Below are 15,153 nucleotides of genomic sequence, written 5' to 3'. Positions count from 1 at the left end.
AAAAAACGCTGCGCTCCCATCATCCGGCCCCTGCGCTGCGCTCCGGGGTCCCCTCACTCCGGCCTTGCTCCCGGCAGGACCGCGCCGAAGGCCCCATCCTGGGGCCTCAGCGCTTGACGGGCATCCATGCCCGTCACCTGCCTCCGCAAGGCCTGCGTTCGGCCTCCTGAAGTCGCGAAGATCAAGATCAAGATCAAGATCAAGAGCGCTGGGTTTGAAAGCCGTGCTTGGACCGCGTCGCGCTATGCGCGACAATAGCGATCATTTTCGGAGCCCCCCATGACCGATTTCACTCCCGACGCCATCCTCGATGCCACCGGCCTGAACTGCCCAGAACCCGTGATGATGCTGCACCAGCACGTACGCAACCTGGCCGCCGGCGGCCTGCTCAAGGTCATCGCCACCGACCCGTCGACCCGCCGCGACATCCCCAAGTTCTGCAACTTCCTCGGCCACGAATTGCTGCAGCAGCAAGAGGACGCCGGCACTTTCCTGTACTGGATCCGCAAGAAAGCCGACTGAATCGCTCTGGAACACGCCCGGCGTTGCGCCTACACTGCGCTCCCCAGACAGGAGAGCGCCATGCTGATAGTTGCCGACGAGAACATCCCGCTGCTCGATGCCTTCTTCCAGGGTTTCGGTGAAATTCGCCGCTACCCCGGCCGAAGCCTCGATGCTGCCAGCGTCAAGGACGCCGATATCCTGCTGGTGCGCTCCGTGACCAAGGTCGACCGTCAGCTGCTCGAAGGCAGCCGTGTACGCTTTGTCGGCACTTGCACCATCGGCACTGATCACCTGGACCTGGATTACTTTGCAGAAGCCGGCATCCGCTGGAGCAGCGCACCTGGCTGCAATGCCCGCGGCGTGGTCGATTACGTGCTGGGCAGCCTGCTGACCCTGGCCGAGCTGGATGGCGTGGCATTGCCTGAGCGCGTGTATGGCGTTGTGGGCGCGGGTGAAGTGGGTGGCCGTCTGGTGCGGGTGCTGCACGGCCTGGGCTGGAAGGTGCTGGTGTGCGACCCGTTGCGTCAGGCCGCCGAGGGCGGCGACTACGTCAGCCTCGAAACCATCCTGCAGCAGTGCGATGTGATCAGCTTGCATACCCCGTTGCAACGCGGCGGCGAGTACCCGACCTGGCACCTGCTGGGGCAGGCGCAGCTGGCACAGTTGCGCCCAGGTGCCTGGCTGGTAAACGCCAGCCGTGGCCCGGTGGTGGACAACGTCGCCCTGCGCGAGCTGCTGCTGGACCGCGAAGACGTGCACGCAGTGCTGGATGTGTGGGAAGGGGAGCCGCAGGTGGACCTGCAGTTGGCCGACCTGTGCACACTGGCTACGCCGCACATTGCCGGCTATAGCCTCGATGGCCGCCAGCGTGGTACGGCGCAGATCTACCAGGCGCTGTGCCGCTTCCTGGCTGTGGACGAGCAGGTGCGACTGGCCGAGCTGCTCCCCAGGCCGCCGCTGGCGCAGATCGAGCTGGATGCCAGCACCGACCTGTCCTGGGCCTTGGCCACCCTGTGTCGCGCCGTGTATGACCCGCGCCGCGATGATGCCGATTTCCGCCGTAGCCTGAGCGAAGACCCGCAGCAGCAGCGAGCGGCGTTCGACCAGTTGCGCAAGCAATACCCGCCACGGCGCGAGATCGAGGGGCTGGCCGTGCGCTTGCACGGAGAGGCGCCGCAGTTGGCGCAGTTGGTCAGTGCCCTGGGTGGGGTGTTGGTCTAAGCAAACCTTGTCGTGACCTTGCAGGTATCTACGGTTACCTGTGGGGGTGGCCAAGCCCACTGGCTGGGCAGATAAAAACCCGGCGCAAGCGCCGGGTTGCAAAAAAATCGCCGATCAACCTTTGCGTACGCGCTCGACACGGCTTTCTTCCAGGGCCTTGCAGGCCTGCTGGATCATCTGCTCGGTGATCGGCACTTCGCGCCCCTTGGCATCGATGATCGAACCGCATACTTGCGGTTGCGGGGAGGTCTGGGGCTTCTGGTTATCATTGCCATGCTGCAAGCTCATGCACTGTCTCCTCTTCAGGTTCAAGCTCAGGGTAGCCCTGCGCCGTGACTGGCCTGTGACAGCTTCTGGGTCACGGCAGCAACAGTCCAGCAGAAACCCTGTGAAAGCTCCATAATCTGGTTAGATCGATGCGTTATAGCAACCTGCATGCAGTCTCCCGACCGGGATGAGTGGTAGGCTGCGGCTTCCCCACCCTTTGTGGTTGAGTTGTCATGCCTGAATCGGTTTCCCCGCGCCAACGCCGTGCCTTGCGCCTGGCTTGGCAGTTCGTTCGCCCTTATCGCCGGCAGGTGCTGCTGGCATTGCTGGCGCTGGTAGTCACCGCTGCCATCACCCTGTCGATGGGCCAAGGCATCCGCCTGCTGGTGGATCAAGGCTTCATGACCCGCTCCGCGCACCAGCTCAATCAGACCATCGGGCTGTTCCTGCTGCTGGTGCTGGCGCTGGCAGTGGGTACCTTCAGCCGTTTCTACCTGGTGTCGTGGATTGGCGAGCGCTGTGTGGCCGATATCCGTCGTGCCGTCTTCGACCACCTGATCGGCCTGCACCCAGGTTTTTTCGAAGACAACCGCAGCTCCGAGATCCAGTCGCGGCTGACAGCGGACACCACCTTGCTGCAATCAGTGATCGGTTCATCGCTGTCGATGTTCTTGCGCAACGCGCTGATGGTCATTGGCGGTGTGGCATTGCTGTTCATCACCAACCCCAAGCTCACCAGCATCGTGGTGGTAACGTTGCCGCTGGTGCTGGCACCGATCCTGTTGTTCGGCCGTCGGGTGCGCAGCCTGTCGCGGCAGAGCCAGGACAGGGTCGCCGATGTGGGCAGCTACGTGGCTGAGACGCTGGGGCAGATCAAGACCGTGCAGGCCTACAACCACCAGGCGCACGACCGAGAACTGTTCGCCGATACGGTCGAAGCAGCGTTTACTGTTGCCCGCAAGCGGATTACCCAGCGTGCCTGGCTGATTACCCTGGTGATCGTGCTGGTGTTGGGGGCGGTGGGGGTGATGCTGTGGGTCGGCGGCATGGATGTGATCGCCGGGCGTATATCCGCAGGTGAGTTGGCTGCATTCGTGTTCTACAGCCTGATCGTCGGCAGCGCTTTCGGTACCCTCAGTGAGGTGATCGGCGAGCTGCAGCGGGCCGCGGGTGCCGCCGAGCGCATTGCCGAACTGTTGGCCGCGCGAAGTGCCATCCTGCCGCCCGTCGTGGCGCAGGTGCTGCCACAGCAGCGGGCGAGTGGGCGTATCGAACTGCAGCAGGTGGTGTTCGCTTACCCTTCACGGCCCACGGTGGCGGCTGTCGACGGCCTGAGCCTGACCATCGAGCCCGGCCAGACCGTCGCCCTGGTAGGCCCTTCCGGGGCAGGCAAGTCGACCCTGTTCGATTTGTTGCTGCGCTTTTACGACCCCCAGCAAGGCCGCATCCTGCTTGATGGCCAGCCAGTTACCGAGCTTGATCCCGACCAACTGCGCCGGCAGTTCGCCTTGGTAGCACAAAACCCCTCGCTGTTCCGTGGCACGGTGGAGGCCAACATTCGGTATGGCCGGCCCGAGGCGACCTTGGCTGAAGTCGAAGCAGCAGCCCGCGGCGCCCATGCCGACGAATTCATCCGGCAACTGCCCCAAGGCTACCAGACACAACTGGGGGAAGGCGGCATAGGCCTTTCCGGCGGGCAGCGTCAGCGCTTGGCGATCGCCCGGGCTTTGCTGGTCGATGCGCCGATCCTGTTGCTGGACGAAGCCACCAGTGCCCTCGATGCACAAAGCGAATACTTGATCCAGCAAGCGCTGCCCAGCCTGATGGCCGGCCGTACCACGCTGGTGATCGCCCATCGCCTGGCCACGGTACAGCATGCCGAGCGCATCGCGGTCATCGACCATGGCCGGCTGGTGGCGGTGGGCACCCACCGTCAGTTGATCGAGGACAGCCCGCTGTATGCGCGGCTGGCAGCGCTGCAGTTCACCACGGGCTAGCGTGTCGTGGCTTTGTAACATTTCTGTAGTAATTGCCTGAGAAGATTTGCCTCAACTGTTGCGTAAGTGCTCGACCTGGCTGCCATTGCGTGATGGCAGCTTTTTTTTGGCCTGCCAGTAATGAGGCTGTACAGCGGCCTCAGCCTACTCCCTCTGGTTCCGAGACCCTCGATGTTGCGTAAATCCCTCAGAGTGCAAATTCTCTCGCTGCTCGGCGGCAGTGTGCTGGCGATGCTGCTGATCGCCTTGGTGTGTTTCCAGTTCCTGTCGTCCAGCGTACGTGGCTACGCCGAGCTGGTCGACGGGCCGCTGCGGGCCTCGCAATTGATTGACGAAGCCAACTTGCAGTTCAAGATTCAGGTGCAGGAATGGAAGAACGTGCTATTGCGCGGGCGCCAACCTGCGGAGATGGACAAGTACTGGCAGCAGTTCCAGGCCCGCGAACAGCAAGTACAACAACTGCTCGGGCAATTGATCGACAATAGCGATGCCAGGCTCAAGGCGTCGCTGCAGGAATTGCGCGACAGTCACCGCCAGTTGGGCCAGGCCTATGCGCAAGGCCGCCAGGCCTTCCTTGCGGCAGGCGGCGACCCGGTAGCGGGCGACCGGGCGGTCAAAGGCGTGGATCGTGCTGCCAGTGAGCAGATGAGCGAACTGGTGGAGCAATTGCGCGCCGATGCCCGTCAGCGTGCAGCCAGCATCAATGCCAGTGCCGAGCGTACGGTATGGTTGGGCCTGCTGGTGATGCTGGCTTCTGCGGTGCTGGTGGGGCTGCTCAGCCTGTGGCTGGTCAACCGTAGCCTGATCGAGCCGATCCGTCAGTTGATCGAGTACGTCGCGCAGCTCAGCCAGGGCTGCTTTGCGGCCCGGGTCGACAGCCGTCGGGAGGATGAGTTGGGGCGCCTGGCGCGGGCGGCCAACACCCTGCGTGACTTCCTTGCCGACACTGTCGGCCGGCTGCAGGACAACGCTCAGGAGCTGGAAGGTGCCAGCGGCCAGTTGCGCAATATTGCCGGTGACATGGCCCGCGGTACTCATGACCAGTTCCAGCGTACCGACCAAGTGGCCACGGCCATGCACGAAATGTCCGCCACTGCCCAAGAGGTCGCTCGCCACGCCGCCGAGGCTGCCCGTGCGGCCGATGACGCCGACCACAGCGCCCAGGCAGGCGAGCAGGTGATGCAGCAGACCATCGATATCATCGGGTTGGTCAACCGTGAGATTGCCGGCACGGCGACGGTAATTCGCGATCTGGAGCATGACAGCACACGTATAGGCAAAGTGCTGGAAGTCATCCGCGGCATTGCTGAACAGACCAACCTGCTGGCGCTTAACGCGGCCATCGAAGCAGCCCGTGCTGGCGAAGCCGGGCGTGGTTTTGCGGTGGTCGCCGATGAGGTGCGTAGCCTGGCCCAACGCACGGCAGCGTCGATTGCAGAGATCCACCAGATCATCGAAGCGGTACAGTCGGGGGCTGTGGAGGCGGTCAAGGCCATCGAAAGTGGCCAGCAGCGTAGCCAGGAAGGGGCTGAGCAGGTCGAGCAGGCCGGGCAGATGCTGCAACGTATCACCCTGGCCGTGGAGGCGATCCGTGACATGAACCGGCAAATCGCTACAGCGGCCGAGGAGCAGACCAGCGTGGCCGAAGATATCTCGCGCAACCTGATCGAAATTACCCGCATTGCCACAGCCAACCAGGAAGCGGTCCAGCATACCGAGCAGGCGGGGCAGCGCCTGCATGGTTTGTCAGGGCAGTTGGGCGAAGTCACCTCCCGCCTGAGCGCCTGACTCGGCTTGCAGTGGTTGGAGGGGACCACGGTGGCTGAAGCTGCGCACTGAGTATTTCTCGCACACAGCAAAAAGCCCGCACATGGCGGGCTTTTTGACAAGGATTTGGTCGGAGAGACAGGATTCGAACCTGCGGCCTTCTCGTCCCGAACGAGACGCGCTACCTGGCTGCGCTACACTCCGATGAACAAAATCCTACTGCATCCCGTTTTTGCTCGCAAGCCCTTGTTGTTTAAAGGGCCATGGCCTGAACGGGGCCTGATCAGAGCTCTTTGACGGTGCGGATCTGGTCCTTGTTCAGGCGTGTGCGCTTGCCGTCGAGTTGCTCGAATTCATAGAAGCCCGAGTCTTCGTCGTAGGACGGTTTGTCGGTTGCCTGGATCTCCCGGCCATCGTTCAGGGTAATGACGGTTGGGGTCGAGCAGCCAGCGAGGGCGCCCAAGCCCAAGGCGAGCAGGAAGGCGGGTAGGGTCCGTTTGATCATCGTGTTTCTCCAAGTGCGATGGTGCTAGATGACATTTATGACGCAGGACGTTAGTGCAAGTTCACTCCAAGTGCAGCATAGCGACTAATTCGTCCCCTTGACCCAGGGCAAGGCTGATGGGGGCAGCGCCGGATAAAGGTACGCTGTGATATAACTGCGCCCATCTCATCCTGTTGTGACGGACACCCATGAAAGCCAAGGCAGATACCCCCTTCGTGGCGCTGAACATCGCCGTGCTCACGGTCAGCGACACCCGTACCTTCGACACCGACACCTCTGGCCAGATGTTCGTCGACCGCCTGAGCGCCGCCGGTCATCGCCTTGCCGAGCGTGTGCTGCTCAAGGATGACCTGTACAAGATCCGAGCCCAGGTCGCCACATGGATTGCCGATGACAGCGTGCAAGTGGTGCTGATCACGGGCGGCACAGGGTTTACCGGTCGCGACAGCACCCCCGAGGCGGTGGCCTGCCTGCTGGACAAGCAAGTGGACGGTTTTGGCGAGCTGTTCCGGCAGATTTCCGTGGCCGACATTGGCACCTCAACCGTGCAGTCGCGTGCCTTGGCCGGGCTGGCCAACGGCACGCTGGTGTGCTGCCTGCCGGGCTCGACCAACGCTGTGCGTACCGGTTGGGATGGCATCCTGGCCGAGCAGCTTGATGCCCGTCATCGCCCGTGCAACTTCGTGGCGCACCTGAAGCAGGCAGCGGCCTGCGACAGCCGTGGCTGAGGTCAGCCAAGCCCGGCCGCTGATGCCGGTGGAGCAGGCGCTGGAGCAATTGCTGGCACTGGCCGAGGCTGCGCCGATCCGCGAGATCGAAAACCTGCCGCTGGCCGAAGCCGAAGGCCGCGTGCTGGCCACCGACCTGGTGGCCTCGCTCGACCTTCCACCCTGGCCGAACAGCGCCATGGACGGTTATGCCTTGCGCCTGGCTGACTGGCAGGGCCAGCCGCTGCCGGTCAGCCAGCGTATTTTCGCCGGCCATGCGCCCCAGCCGCTGCAACCGGGTACCTGTGCGCGGATCTTCACCGGTGCGCCTGTGCCGGAGGGGGCCGACTGCGTCGAGATGCAGGAAAACACCGAAGTACTCGACGATGGCCGGGTGCGCTTTCTCGAAGGGTTGCGGGCCGAGCAGAACATACGCCCTCAAGGCCAGGAAACCCGCAACGGCGAGCAGGTGATGAGCGCCGGCACCCGACTTGGGCCGATCGAACTGGGCTTGGCGGCGACCTTGGGGTATGGCCGCCTGGACGTGGTACGCAAGGTGAAAGTGGCGGTGCTGTCGACCGGCGACGAACTGGTCGAGCCCGGCCTGCCGCTGGGACCCGGGCAAATCTACAACAGCAACCGCAGGCTGCTGGTCAGCTGGTTGCAGCGGCTGGGTTGCGAAGTGGTCGATGCCGGCATCTTGCCGGATGACCTGGCGCGCACTCGCACCTGCCTGTCCGAGCTGGGTGACGTAGACCTGATTCTGTCCACTGGAGGTGTCTCGGTGGGCGAGGCCGACTACCTCGGTGCTGCCCTGCGCGAGGCCGGCGAACTGGCGTTGTGGAAGCTGGCGATCAAACCGGGCAAGCCGCTGACCTTCGGCCACTTCCAGGGCGTGCCGGTGATCGGCTTGCCGGGCAATCCGGCCTCGACCTTGGTCACCTTCGGTCTGCTGACCAGGCCCTACCTGCTGCGTCGTCAGGGTGTAGTTGACGTCACGCCGCTACGTTTCGACGTGCCGGCTGGGTTTGACTGGCCCAAGCCTGGTACGCGCCGCGAATACCTGCGCGCGCGCATCGAGCAGGGTCGGGTGCGCATCTACAAGAACCAGAGCTCGGGTGTGCTGCGTAGCGCAGCCTGGGCCGAGGGGCTGGTGGAAGTGCGTGAAGGCAGCACGCCGAAACAGGGCGACAGCGTGCCATTCATCCCCTTCAGCGAGCTACTTGGCTGAGCGGCCCAGCCAGGCACTGGCCAGCGGCGCGGCTTCGGCCGGTGCCGCCTGGGTCAGGCGTATGTGCACATTCTCCAGTTGTTGGGCGGCCACGCTCCAGTCGTGGCGCTGGCGGGCAAACTGGCGCCCGGCAGCGCTCAATTGGCTCATGCGCCAAGGCTGGTTGAGCAGTTGGGTGATCAGCAGCGCCAGCAGATCACCGTCGTCACTGCCCAAGTAGTGCTCGCCGTTATTCACGCTCAGGCCTGAAACGCCCTTGTCGGTGGTTATCACGGGTAAGCCGGCGGCCATCGCTTCGAGGATTTTCACCTTCGAGCCACCGGCATAGCGCAGGGGGGCGAAGAACAGCGCTGAACATCGTTGCAGTTCACGCAGGTCGGGTCGGTAGCCGAACCATTCGATGCGTGGGTCGTTCCAGTGAAGTTTCCAGTTGGCCGGCATGGCGTGCCCGGCAATAGCCAGACGCACCGCCGGGTTGCTCATCCACACCTTCGGCATGATGTCGTCCAGTGCCCACTCGATGGCCTCCAGATTGGCGCCATATTCGAAATTGCCGACGAACAACAGACGCTGGCTGTGCACCGCAGGTTGCACTTGCTGGTAGTAGTCACAATCCACGCCGTTGACCACCACATTCACCGGACGCCCGCTGATCTGCGCGATCAGCTCGGCATCGTGGGCGCAGACGGCCACCAGTTCGGTGGGTTGGCGCAGCACACGGTGTTCCCAGCGCCGGTAGCGCCAGCGGTCGAAGGCGTTGAGCGGGCGCAGCCACAGCGGCAGGCGGTCGTGGCAGGCACCGCCCATTACCGACTCCAGGTTGTGCTCGCTAAGCATGTAGGGCAGCCCGCGAGCCTGCAGGGCTTTTTCGAACGGCTGGAAGCTGTAACTGTGCTCGATCTGGATCACGTCCCAGGGTTCGTCCAGTAATTGCTCGAACCGGTGCCGCAGGCGAGGCGCCAGGCCATTGATGATTGCCCGCATGGGGTAGTCGATGATGGGTGAAGCGAGCAGGTTGAGTGGACTGTGCAGTGGTCTGCGGGGTAGCACGACAAGGCGTTCGAGGAGTGGCTCCAGGGCCTCACGTGCTGCATCGCTGAGAGGGATTTTCGACTGCACCAGCAGGGTGATCCGGTGGCCGCGCTGCGCCAGTGCGCGCAGCAGATGGTATTGCCGGGTTTTGTGGCCGCTGGTGGTCGGCCAAGGCAGGTAGGGCAGTGTCCAGAGAATGCGCATGACCCGAAGTCCTCGCGAAAGGCTGCAGATAGCAAAACGCGCCCGTTGGCAGCAGTGGGGGAGCCACTGCCGGGCGCGTCCATGGCAATAGGGGTATCTGCTGAGCATAGCCGGGATTGCCACATGTGGAAAAAATGACCGGCAACGCGATCAGTTGCAGAAGCGCCGCTTGGCCAATGTTTTTTCCAGGGCATGCAACGATCCGGGCGGGCCAGTGGTCGAGATTTGGGTTGGTCCATTTTACGGAGATGCGCACATGCAAGGGCGCAAGGCAATGCTGGTGCTGCACGGCAAGCAGGCGATGAACGAAGAGGTGCGCAGCGCCGTGCGCGACCTGCGCGAGAGTGGCTGGGTACTGGATGTACGGGTGACCTGGGAGGCGGGCGATGCCCAACGGCTGGTTGCCGAGGCACTGGCGGCGGGTTACAGCCATATCATCGCCGGTGGCGGGGACGGCACGTTGCGTGATGTGGCCGAGGCGATGGGATTGGCTGCTACCAAAGCCAGCCTGACCTTGTTGCCATTGGGCACTGCCAACGATTTTGCCAAGGCCGCTGGCATTCCCCTGGAGCCGGCGTCGGCGCTGGCCTTGCTGAATGTCGCGCCACAACCCATAGACCTGGGGCAGGCTGGCGATCAGCTGTTCCTCAACATGGCCACGGGTGGCTTTGGCAGCCAGGTCACTGCCAATACCTCCGAAGACCTCAAGAAAGTGCTGGGCGCTGCCGCTTACCTGTTCACCGGATTGTCCCGCTTCAGTGAGCTTCAGGCGGCTTCGGTGGAGCTACAGGGGCCGGGTTTCCATTGGCAAGGGGATTTGCTGGCGCTGGGTATCGGCAATGGCCGCCAGGCCGGGGGCGGGCAGGTGTTGTGCCCCGAAGCCCTGGTCAACGATGGCTTGCTTGAAGTCGCCATTCTGCCTGCGCCACAGGAGATGGTGGGAGCTCTGCGTGACCTGTTGGGCGGTGACGGCCTGTTCATTCGGGCCAGGCTGCCATGGGTCGAGATCAAGAGTTCGCAAGGGTTGGACATCAACCTCGATGGCGAGCCGTTGCAGGCCGCCAACCTGCGCTTTCAGGCGAGACCGGCGGCGTTGCACCTGCACCTGCCAGCCGGGTCGCCGTTGCTCAGTCATCCAGGCTGATGATTTTTTCGCGTACGGCGAACAGCACCAGGCCGGCCACGTCGTGAATCTGCAGGCGCTTCATGATTTGCGATCGGTGAGTTTCCACGGTTTTGATCGACAGGCCCAGGCCCGCAGCGATTTCCCGAGTGGACTTGCCGCGTACGATCAGGCGCAGGATCTCAAGCTGCCGTGAAGTCAGATTATGCCGTTCGCCAGCGCTTTGCTTGCCCTGCTTGGTGTGCCGCAGCGCCTGGTTGATGACAGTGTGGGCGATGGCCGGGCTGAGGTAGCGCTCTCCATGGCGTACTGCACCCAGGGCCTGCTCCAGCTCAGTGGCGCTGGTATCCTTGAGCAGGTAGCCGTGGGCGCCGCTTTCCAGGGCGCGCATGATCAGGTCCGGGTCGGTGTGCATGGACAGGATCAGCACTTTGCAGGTACTGCCGCTGGCCCGCAGTTGGGTGAGGGCGTCCAGGCCGCTGGTCGAACGCATGGAGATGTCCAGCAAGATGATGTCGGGCGTCAGTGTGCGTACCTGGTCGAGTAGCTGGTTGCCGTCGTCGGCTTCGCCGATCACGTCATAGCCGGGGATATCGCAGACCAGTGCGCGCACTCCGGCGCGGATCAGCGAGTGGTCATCTACCAGCAGTAGTCTACAGGTCATGGTTGGTAATACTCCTGGCGCGTTCCTGGGTGCGCGGGGACCACGGGAACATCGCTTCGATCTGCGTGCCTCGGCCAGGCTGACTGGTGATGTCGAGGCTGCCCTGCAGCGCGATTACCCGCTCCTGCATGCCGGCCAGGCCGCGCTGACCGGCCTCGGCCGGGTGCCGGGCAGGGGCGAAACCACGACCATCGTCGTGGATCGACAGCGCCAGCCCCTCAGGGGTGCGTTGCAGGCGGATGACCAGGTTGTGTGCCTGGGCGTGGCGCAACATGTTGGTCACCGCCTCCTGGGTAATACGGAACACTGCCATGGCCACGGCTTCGTCGATGCCGCCCAGACGCTGGTTGCACGCCAGGCTCCAGTGCACGCCGCTGCTGGCCAGGGTGCGTACCAGGTGCGCGCGCAGGCTGGCTTCCAGACCAAGGCTGGCCAACTGTCGGGGGTTGAGCAGCGCGGAAACATCGCGCACATTACCAAGGGTGTCATCCAGCGTGCTGCGCAGGGCGTCGCAGTGCCCCTGCAACTCGTCGGGCATTCGCCGCTGCAGCCACTGCAGTTGCAGCTTGGCAGCGGTGAGCAGTTGACCGATGTCGTCGTGCAGTTCCCGGCCCAGATGCTGACGCTCGTCTTCTTGCACCTTGAGCATGCGCTCGGCCAGCTCAGCCGGGCGCAGGTGGATCGACCTGGCGCCCAGGCCCAGTTGCACAGCAGCGCCCAGCGTGGCGACCAACTGAAGCACCATCAGGCTGGCCGGGATTGTCTGGTTGGCCAGGTACAGCGCCATGTTGGCAACCAGTGAGGCCACGCACAGCCCGACCGTTGCCCAGCGCAGCACGGCGGCGCGGGAGCAGCAATGCAAAGAAGTCTTCAAGCGTGGAAACATAGGTAGGGAGGCCACTGAAGTATTGCTGATGGAGGCCTTGCACAATGCTGCTCAGAGGCTTTGGCGCAGTACTTTCGTTGTTTTTTTGAACACGTATTCTTGCCACCTTTGTTCCGGTCGCAAGCGTTTGTGGGGGCGCATATTACCACTTTGCATTGCATCGGTCGCGGCCGGGTAACGCGTTGAAACGCCTACTGGTCGGGCGCTTTCGGGTAGCAAAGTGCCACCCTTTAATCGCGCTGTACCCACTTGTGCTGTAACTAGTGCGGCAATGATTCAACGGCATGCACCGAAAGCCTGGTGAACTTTCCAAGTTCGACCATGGTCGGGTTTCAATAAAGTTGCTTAGTTGCACTTTGCGTCAGGTTAATGCGTGCGGTTAGAGGGGTTAGAGCGGGTGCCGGTTGCCGCGTCACTGTGCGGGTGAATGCAGGTGCTGCCTTCTTCATCGCAGGACGCACAGGCTGGCGCAAAGGGGGGTTGTACGACCTTGGCCAATTCACCCAGCAGCACCAGTTGCTCGCCGATGTCCAGGTTCAGCCGCCCTGTACGGCTATCGACCAGCTCCAACTGCCAGGCCAGCAAGGTCAGGCACGCCCCTATCGCGGGCAGGGCTTCACGCTGCAGGCAACCACCGTGACAGGCCGGGGCGAGCAACTGTTGCAGGGCGGTGGTGTAGTGGGCAACTTCACGCAGGCCCAGGCGCGTAGCTTGACGGGCGATAGTGTCGAGGGCGCTGCTCAGGCAACTGCAGGCATCCGGATCATTGTCTATCAGCTCCAGATGCTGCAGGCATTCCTGGGCCTGGGTCAGCAGTACCTGGGCATCCAGCAGGAAGCCCTGCAGGGCGTCATCGAACGATAAGGCAGTGTCCATCATCAAGTCCCCGCGCGTGGGGTAGGCGCAGGGGGCGGGCACGCCGAAACGATAGCTAGCAAAAGCCTGACTCCATTCATGCAATGAGAATGGCGTCACATTAATGGCTAAAGGATATCGCGAACATCAGGTTGCACCCGATTGCCGCTAAGGGTTTCCCTGATCAAGGGCTAGGGTAGGGAACTTTTGCCGTGCCCCTGATTTGCCCCGATGTGTCGGCAGTAAAGCATGATGTTAAAGTGATATCAATTATCCGCGCGGCATTTTCCCGCAAGGGTCAAGGTGTGCGTGAAGCCGCCGATACAGGGTAAATGATTTCACCTTTTTCGACTCAAGCCTGGGGGCTTTCCAATGGCTGGCATTCTCGACACGGTAGACCAACGCACGCAACTGGTGGGTGAGAACCGCCTGGAAATTCTGATGTTTCGCCTGGCCGGTCGCCAGCTGTTCGCGATCAACGTGTTCAAGGTGCAGGAAGTACTGCAACTGCCCAAGCTGACCCTGATGCCCCAGCGGCACGCCTATGTCTGCGGTGTGGTCAACCTGCGCGGGCAGACCCTGCCGGTGATCGACCTGTCCCAGGCGATCGGTATGCGCCCGCTACAGCCGGGGCCGGACAGCACCATCATCGTCACCGAATACAACCGCTCGGTGCAGGCCTTCCTGGTGGGCGGTGTCGACCGCATCGTCAACATGAACTGGGAGTCGATCATGCCGCCGCCTTCCAGTGCCGGTCGCCAGCACTACCTGACTGCCATCACCAAGGTCGATGAGAAGCTGGTGGAAGTGATCGACGTGGAAAAGGTGCTGGCCGAAATCGTGCCCTACAACGCCCGGGTCTCTGGCGACAAGCTCGCCGACCCAGTGCTGGCCCGGGCCCGCGGCCGCGAGGTGCTGCTGGTGGACGACTCCAGTGTGGCCCTGGCGCAATTGCGCGACACCCTGTCCCAACTGGGCATGAAGCTGCATGTGGCCAGTGATGGCCTGAAAGCGCTGCGCATGCTCAAGGGCTGGGCCGATGCCGGCGAGGACGTGTGCGAGAAGCTGCTGATGGTGTTTACCGATGCAGAAATGCCGGAAATGGACGGCTATCGGCTGACCACCGAGATCCGCAGCGATGCCCGCCTGCGCCAGCTCTATGTGGTACTGCACACGTCGCTGTCAGGCAGTTTCAACGAATCCATGGTGAAGAAGGTGGGTTGTGACAACTTCCTTTCCAAGTTCCAGCCTGATCGCCTTGTCGATGTGGTCAAGCAGCGCCTGTTGCTGGATACCACCGCTGCGTGAACGTTGTGCCTGCCAGGTATAAGCTTGGCTTTTGGCATGACGCGAGGCAGCAGGGATGTTTCTCAGTGAGTTGTATCGATACCCGGTGAAGTCGGGGCAGGCGCAAAGCCTGAAGGCATCACCGGTGGGGTTGCTGGGGTTGCAAGGCGACCGGCGCTGGATGGTGGTCGAGGAAGAAAACGGACGCTTTCTGACCCAGCGTGCCTGGCCACAACTTGGCCAGATCGACGCGAGCGATGACGACAGCGGCCAGTTGCTGCTGCAAGCCCCTGGACAGGCGCCGTTGCGGGTGTCTGTACCGCCAGCCGATGACGCCCTGCGCGGCGTGACGATCTGGCGCGATACCCTGCGTGTGCCGGACGCTGGCGATGCGGCGGCGGCCTGGTTGAGCGAGTTGCTGGGCAAGGCCGTACGCCTGGTGCATTGCCCGGAGCAGCGTGCGCGTTACCTGCCCAATGGTTACGGATTCAACAGTGACCGTGCGGCGTTTCCAGATGGCTTCCCCTTGCTGCTGATTGGGCAGGGCTCGCTGGATGAGCTTAATCGGCGTATTGGCCGGCCCATGTCGATGCTGCGCTTTCGGCCCAACCTGGTGGTGCACGGCGCGGAGCCGTTTGCCGAGGATGGCTGGAAGCGGATTCGCATCGGCAGCGTGGCGTTTCGCGTGCTCAAGCCCAGTGTGCGGTGCATCTTCACGACCATCGATCCGGCTACCGGGGCGCGCGCCGCCGACCGCGAGCCGATGGCGACGCTCAAGACCTTTCGCGAGAAGGAGGGGGATGTGCTGTTCGGGCAGAACCTGGCGGTGGATGGCAGTGGGTGGCTGGAGGTGGGGATGGAAGTAGAAATCCTGGAATAGGTGTGTTGCCTGAGCCGCCCTCT

Annotated in this window: 15 protein-coding genes, 1 tRNA gene and 1 pseudogene; 10 read left to right on the top strand and 7 right to left on the bottom strand. The window is 62.9% G+C overall.

The window, feature by feature from the left end; genetic code table 11:
- Positions 1-279: 279 nt before the first annotated feature.
- Both tusA and pdxB read left to right on the top strand, forming a co-directional pair.
- Positions 280-522 (top strand): sulfurtransferase TusA, encoded by a 243-nt coding sequence (gene tusA / locus ACF8GF_RS02135; RefSeq protein WP_003248727.1) that lies wholly within the window; start codon positions 280-282, stop codon positions 520-522.
- Between the two features lie 60 nt (positions 523-582).
- The gene (pdxB, locus tag ACF8GF_RS02130) at positions 583-1,725 is read left to right on the top strand and encodes a 4-phosphoerythronate dehydrogenase PdxB (protein ID WP_392487518.1); all 1,143 of its coding nucleotides are present in this window, start codon (positions 583-585) and stop codon (positions 1,723-1,725) included.
- Between the two features lie 114 nt (positions 1,726-1,839).
- Here pdxB and ACF8GF_RS02125 read toward each other — a convergent pair whose 3' ends face one another.
- Positions 1,840-2,013 carry a PA1571 family protein gene (locus ACF8GF_RS02125; RefSeq protein WP_176684833.1) on the bottom strand — a complete coding sequence of 58 codons (174 nt, stop codon included), beginning with the start codon at positions 2,011-2,013 and terminating at the stop codon, positions 1,840-1,842.
- A 212-nt stretch (positions 2,014-2,225) separates the two neighbouring features.
- Between ACF8GF_RS02125 and ACF8GF_RS02120 the strand changes: the two genes are divergently transcribed.
- From ACF8GF_RS02120 to ACF8GF_RS02110, 3 genes and pseudogenes are all read left to right on the top strand, one after another.
- Positions 2,226-3,989 carry an ABC transporter transmembrane domain-containing protein gene (locus ACF8GF_RS02120; RefSeq protein ID WP_392487517.1) on the top strand — a complete coding sequence of 588 codons (1,764 nt, stop codon included), beginning with the start codon at positions 2,226-2,228 and terminating at the stop codon, positions 3,987-3,989.
- Positions 3,990-4,109: 120 nt separating this feature from the next.
- A pseudogene (locus ACF8GF_RS02115) lies at positions 4,110-4,844 on the top strand (methyl-accepting chemotaxis protein); the annotation flags it as partial.
- Positions 4,845-5,009: 165 nt separating this feature from the next.
- Entirely contained in the window at positions 5,010-5,777 is a 768-nt protein-coding gene (locus ACF8GF_RS02110; protein ID WP_392460641.1) for a methyl-accepting chemotaxis protein, read from the top strand.
- Positions 5,778-5,883: 106 nt separating this feature from the next.
- Here ACF8GF_RS02110 and ACF8GF_RS02105 read toward each other — a convergent pair.
- Together ACF8GF_RS02105 and ACF8GF_RS02100 are read right to left on the bottom strand one after the other, a co-directional pair.
- Positions 5,884-5,960: transfer RNA gene (locus ACF8GF_RS02105), tRNA-Pro, on the bottom strand.
- Positions 5,961-6,039: 79 nt separating this feature from the next.
- Complete coding sequence (locus tag ACF8GF_RS02100; protein WP_003248738.1) at positions 6,040-6,261, bottom strand: YgdI/YgdR family lipoprotein; 222 nt, start codon at positions 6,259-6,261, stop codon at positions 6,040-6,042.
- A gap of 188 nt (positions 6,262-6,449) precedes the next feature.
- On the opposite strand from ACF8GF_RS02100, the gene moaB reads away from it, so the two are divergent.
- Together moaB and glp are read left to right on the top strand one after the other, a co-directional pair.
- Positions 6,450-6,989, top strand: a complete 540-nt coding sequence (moaB, locus tag ACF8GF_RS02095; protein WP_176684836.1) for a molybdenum cofactor biosynthesis protein B — start codon at positions 6,450-6,452, stop codon at positions 6,987-6,989.
- A gap of 22 nt (positions 6,990-7,011) precedes the next feature.
- Positions 7,012-8,199 carry a gephyrin-like molybdotransferase Glp gene (gene glp / locus ACF8GF_RS02090; RefSeq protein ID WP_176684930.1) on the top strand — a complete coding sequence of 396 codons (1,188 nt, stop codon included), beginning with the start codon at positions 7,012-7,014 and terminating at the stop codon, positions 8,197-8,199.
- Here glp and ACF8GF_RS02085 read toward each other — a convergent pair.
- The gene (locus ACF8GF_RS02085; RefSeq protein ID WP_176684837.1) at positions 8,188-9,435 is read right to left on the bottom strand and encodes a glycosyltransferase family 4 protein; all 1,248 of its coding nucleotides are present in this window, start codon (positions 9,433-9,435) and stop codon (positions 8,188-8,190) included. The two genes, glp and ACF8GF_RS02085, sit on opposite strands and share 12 nt — an antisense overlap.
- Before the next feature lie 256 nt (positions 9,436-9,691).
- Between ACF8GF_RS02085 and yegS the strand changes: the two genes are divergently transcribed.
- Positions 9,692-10,579, top strand: a complete 888-nt coding sequence (gene yegS / locus ACF8GF_RS02080; protein WP_392487516.1) for a lipid kinase YegS — start codon at positions 9,692-9,694, stop codon at positions 10,577-10,579.
- Here the strand turns inward: yegS and ACF8GF_RS02075 are convergent.
- From ACF8GF_RS02075 to ACF8GF_RS02065, 3 genes are all read right to left on the bottom strand, one after another.
- On the bottom strand, positions 10,563-11,222 hold the full coding sequence (locus tag ACF8GF_RS02075; protein ID WP_176684839.1) for a response regulator transcription factor: 660 nt from the start codon (positions 11,220-11,222) through the stop codon (positions 10,563-10,565). The two genes, yegS and ACF8GF_RS02075, sit on opposite strands and share 17 nt — an antisense overlap.
- Complete coding sequence (locus ACF8GF_RS02070; protein WP_176684840.1) at positions 11,212-12,108, bottom strand: sensor histidine kinase; 897 nt, start codon at positions 12,106-12,108, stop codon at positions 11,212-11,214. Before ACF8GF_RS02070 ends, ACF8GF_RS02075 begins: the two co-directional genes overlap by 11 nt.
- A gap of 366 nt (positions 12,109-12,474) precedes the next feature.
- On the bottom strand, positions 12,475-12,984 hold the full coding sequence (locus tag ACF8GF_RS02065; protein ID WP_176684841.1) for a histidine kinase: 510 nt from the start codon (positions 12,982-12,984) through the stop codon (positions 12,475-12,477).
- A gap of 351 nt (positions 12,985-13,335) precedes the next feature.
- On the opposite strand from ACF8GF_RS02065, the gene ACF8GF_RS02060 reads away from it, so the two are divergent.
- A complete protein-coding gene (locus tag ACF8GF_RS02060) occupies positions 13,336-14,271 on the top strand; it encodes a chemotaxis protein CheV (RefSeq protein ID WP_003248753.1) in 936 nt (311 codons plus the stop codon).
- 55 nt (positions 14,272-14,326) lie between these two features.
- Entirely contained in the window at positions 14,327-15,130 is an 804-nt protein-coding gene (locus tag ACF8GF_RS02055) for an MOSC domain-containing protein (protein ID WP_392487515.1), read from the top strand.
- Positions 15,131-15,153 lie beyond the last annotated feature (23 nt).

Source organism: Pseudomonas sp. yb_5 (assembly GCF_043103865.1).
Lineage (GTDB): Bacteria > Pseudomonadota > Gammaproteobacteria > Pseudomonadales > Pseudomonadaceae > Aquipseudomonas > Aquipseudomonas putida_Y.
This window is presented reverse-complemented; position numbering and strand designations above follow the sequence as displayed.

Bases quoted from the DNA above. Each gene is read 5' to 3' on its own strand.
- moaB (WP_176684836.1), top strand. From the start codon at position 6,450: ATGAAAGCCAAGGCAGATACCCCCTTCGTGGCGCTGAACATCGCCGTG.
- ACF8GF_RS02070 (WP_176684840.1), bottom strand. From the start codon at position 12,108: ATGTTTCCACGCTTGAAGACTTCTTTGCATTGCTGCTCCCGCGCCGCC.
- glp (WP_176684930.1), top strand. From the start codon at position 7,012: ATGCCGGTGGAGCAGGCGCTGGAGCAATTGCTGGCACTGGCCGAGGCT.
- pdxB (WP_392487518.1), top strand. From the start codon at position 583: ATGCTGATAGTTGCCGACGAGAACATCCCGCTGCTCGATGCCTTCTTC.
- tusA (WP_003248727.1), top strand. From the start codon at position 280: ATGACCGATTTCACTCCCGACGCCATCCTCGATGCCACCGGCCTGAAC.
- ACF8GF_RS02065 (WP_176684841.1), bottom strand. From the start codon at position 12,984: ATGGACACTGCCTTATCGTTCGATGACGCCCTGCAGGGCTTCCTGCTG.
- ACF8GF_RS02060 (WP_003248753.1), top strand. From the start codon at position 13,336: ATGGCTGGCATTCTCGACACGGTAGACCAACGCACGCAACTGGTGGGT.
- ACF8GF_RS02100 (WP_003248738.1), bottom strand. From the start codon at position 6,261: ATGATCAAACGGACCCTACCCGCCTTCCTGCTCGCCTTGGGCTTGGGC.
- yegS (WP_392487516.1), top strand. From the start codon at position 9,692: ATGCAAGGGCGCAAGGCAATGCTGGTGCTGCACGGCAAGCAGGCGATG.
- ACF8GF_RS02075 (WP_176684839.1), bottom strand. From the start codon at position 11,222: ATGACCTGTAGACTACTGCTGGTAGATGACCACTCGCTGATCCGCGCC.
- ACF8GF_RS02055 (WP_392487515.1), top strand. From the start codon at position 14,327: ATGTTTCTCAGTGAGTTGTATCGATACCCGGTGAAGTCGGGGCAGGCG.
- ACF8GF_RS02120 (WP_392487517.1), top strand. From the start codon at position 2,226: ATGCCTGAATCGGTTTCCCCGCGCCAACGCCGTGCCTTGCGCCTGGCT.
- ACF8GF_RS02110 (WP_392460641.1), top strand. From the start codon at position 5,010: ATGGCCCGCGGTACTCATGACCAGTTCCAGCGTACCGACCAAGTGGCC.
- ACF8GF_RS02085 (WP_176684837.1), bottom strand. From the start codon at position 9,435: ATGCGCATTCTCTGGACACTGCCCTACCTGCCTTGGCCGACCACCAGC.
- ACF8GF_RS02125 (WP_176684833.1), bottom strand. From the start codon at position 2,013: ATGAGCTTGCAGCATGGCAATGATAACCAGAAGCCCCAGACCTCCCCG.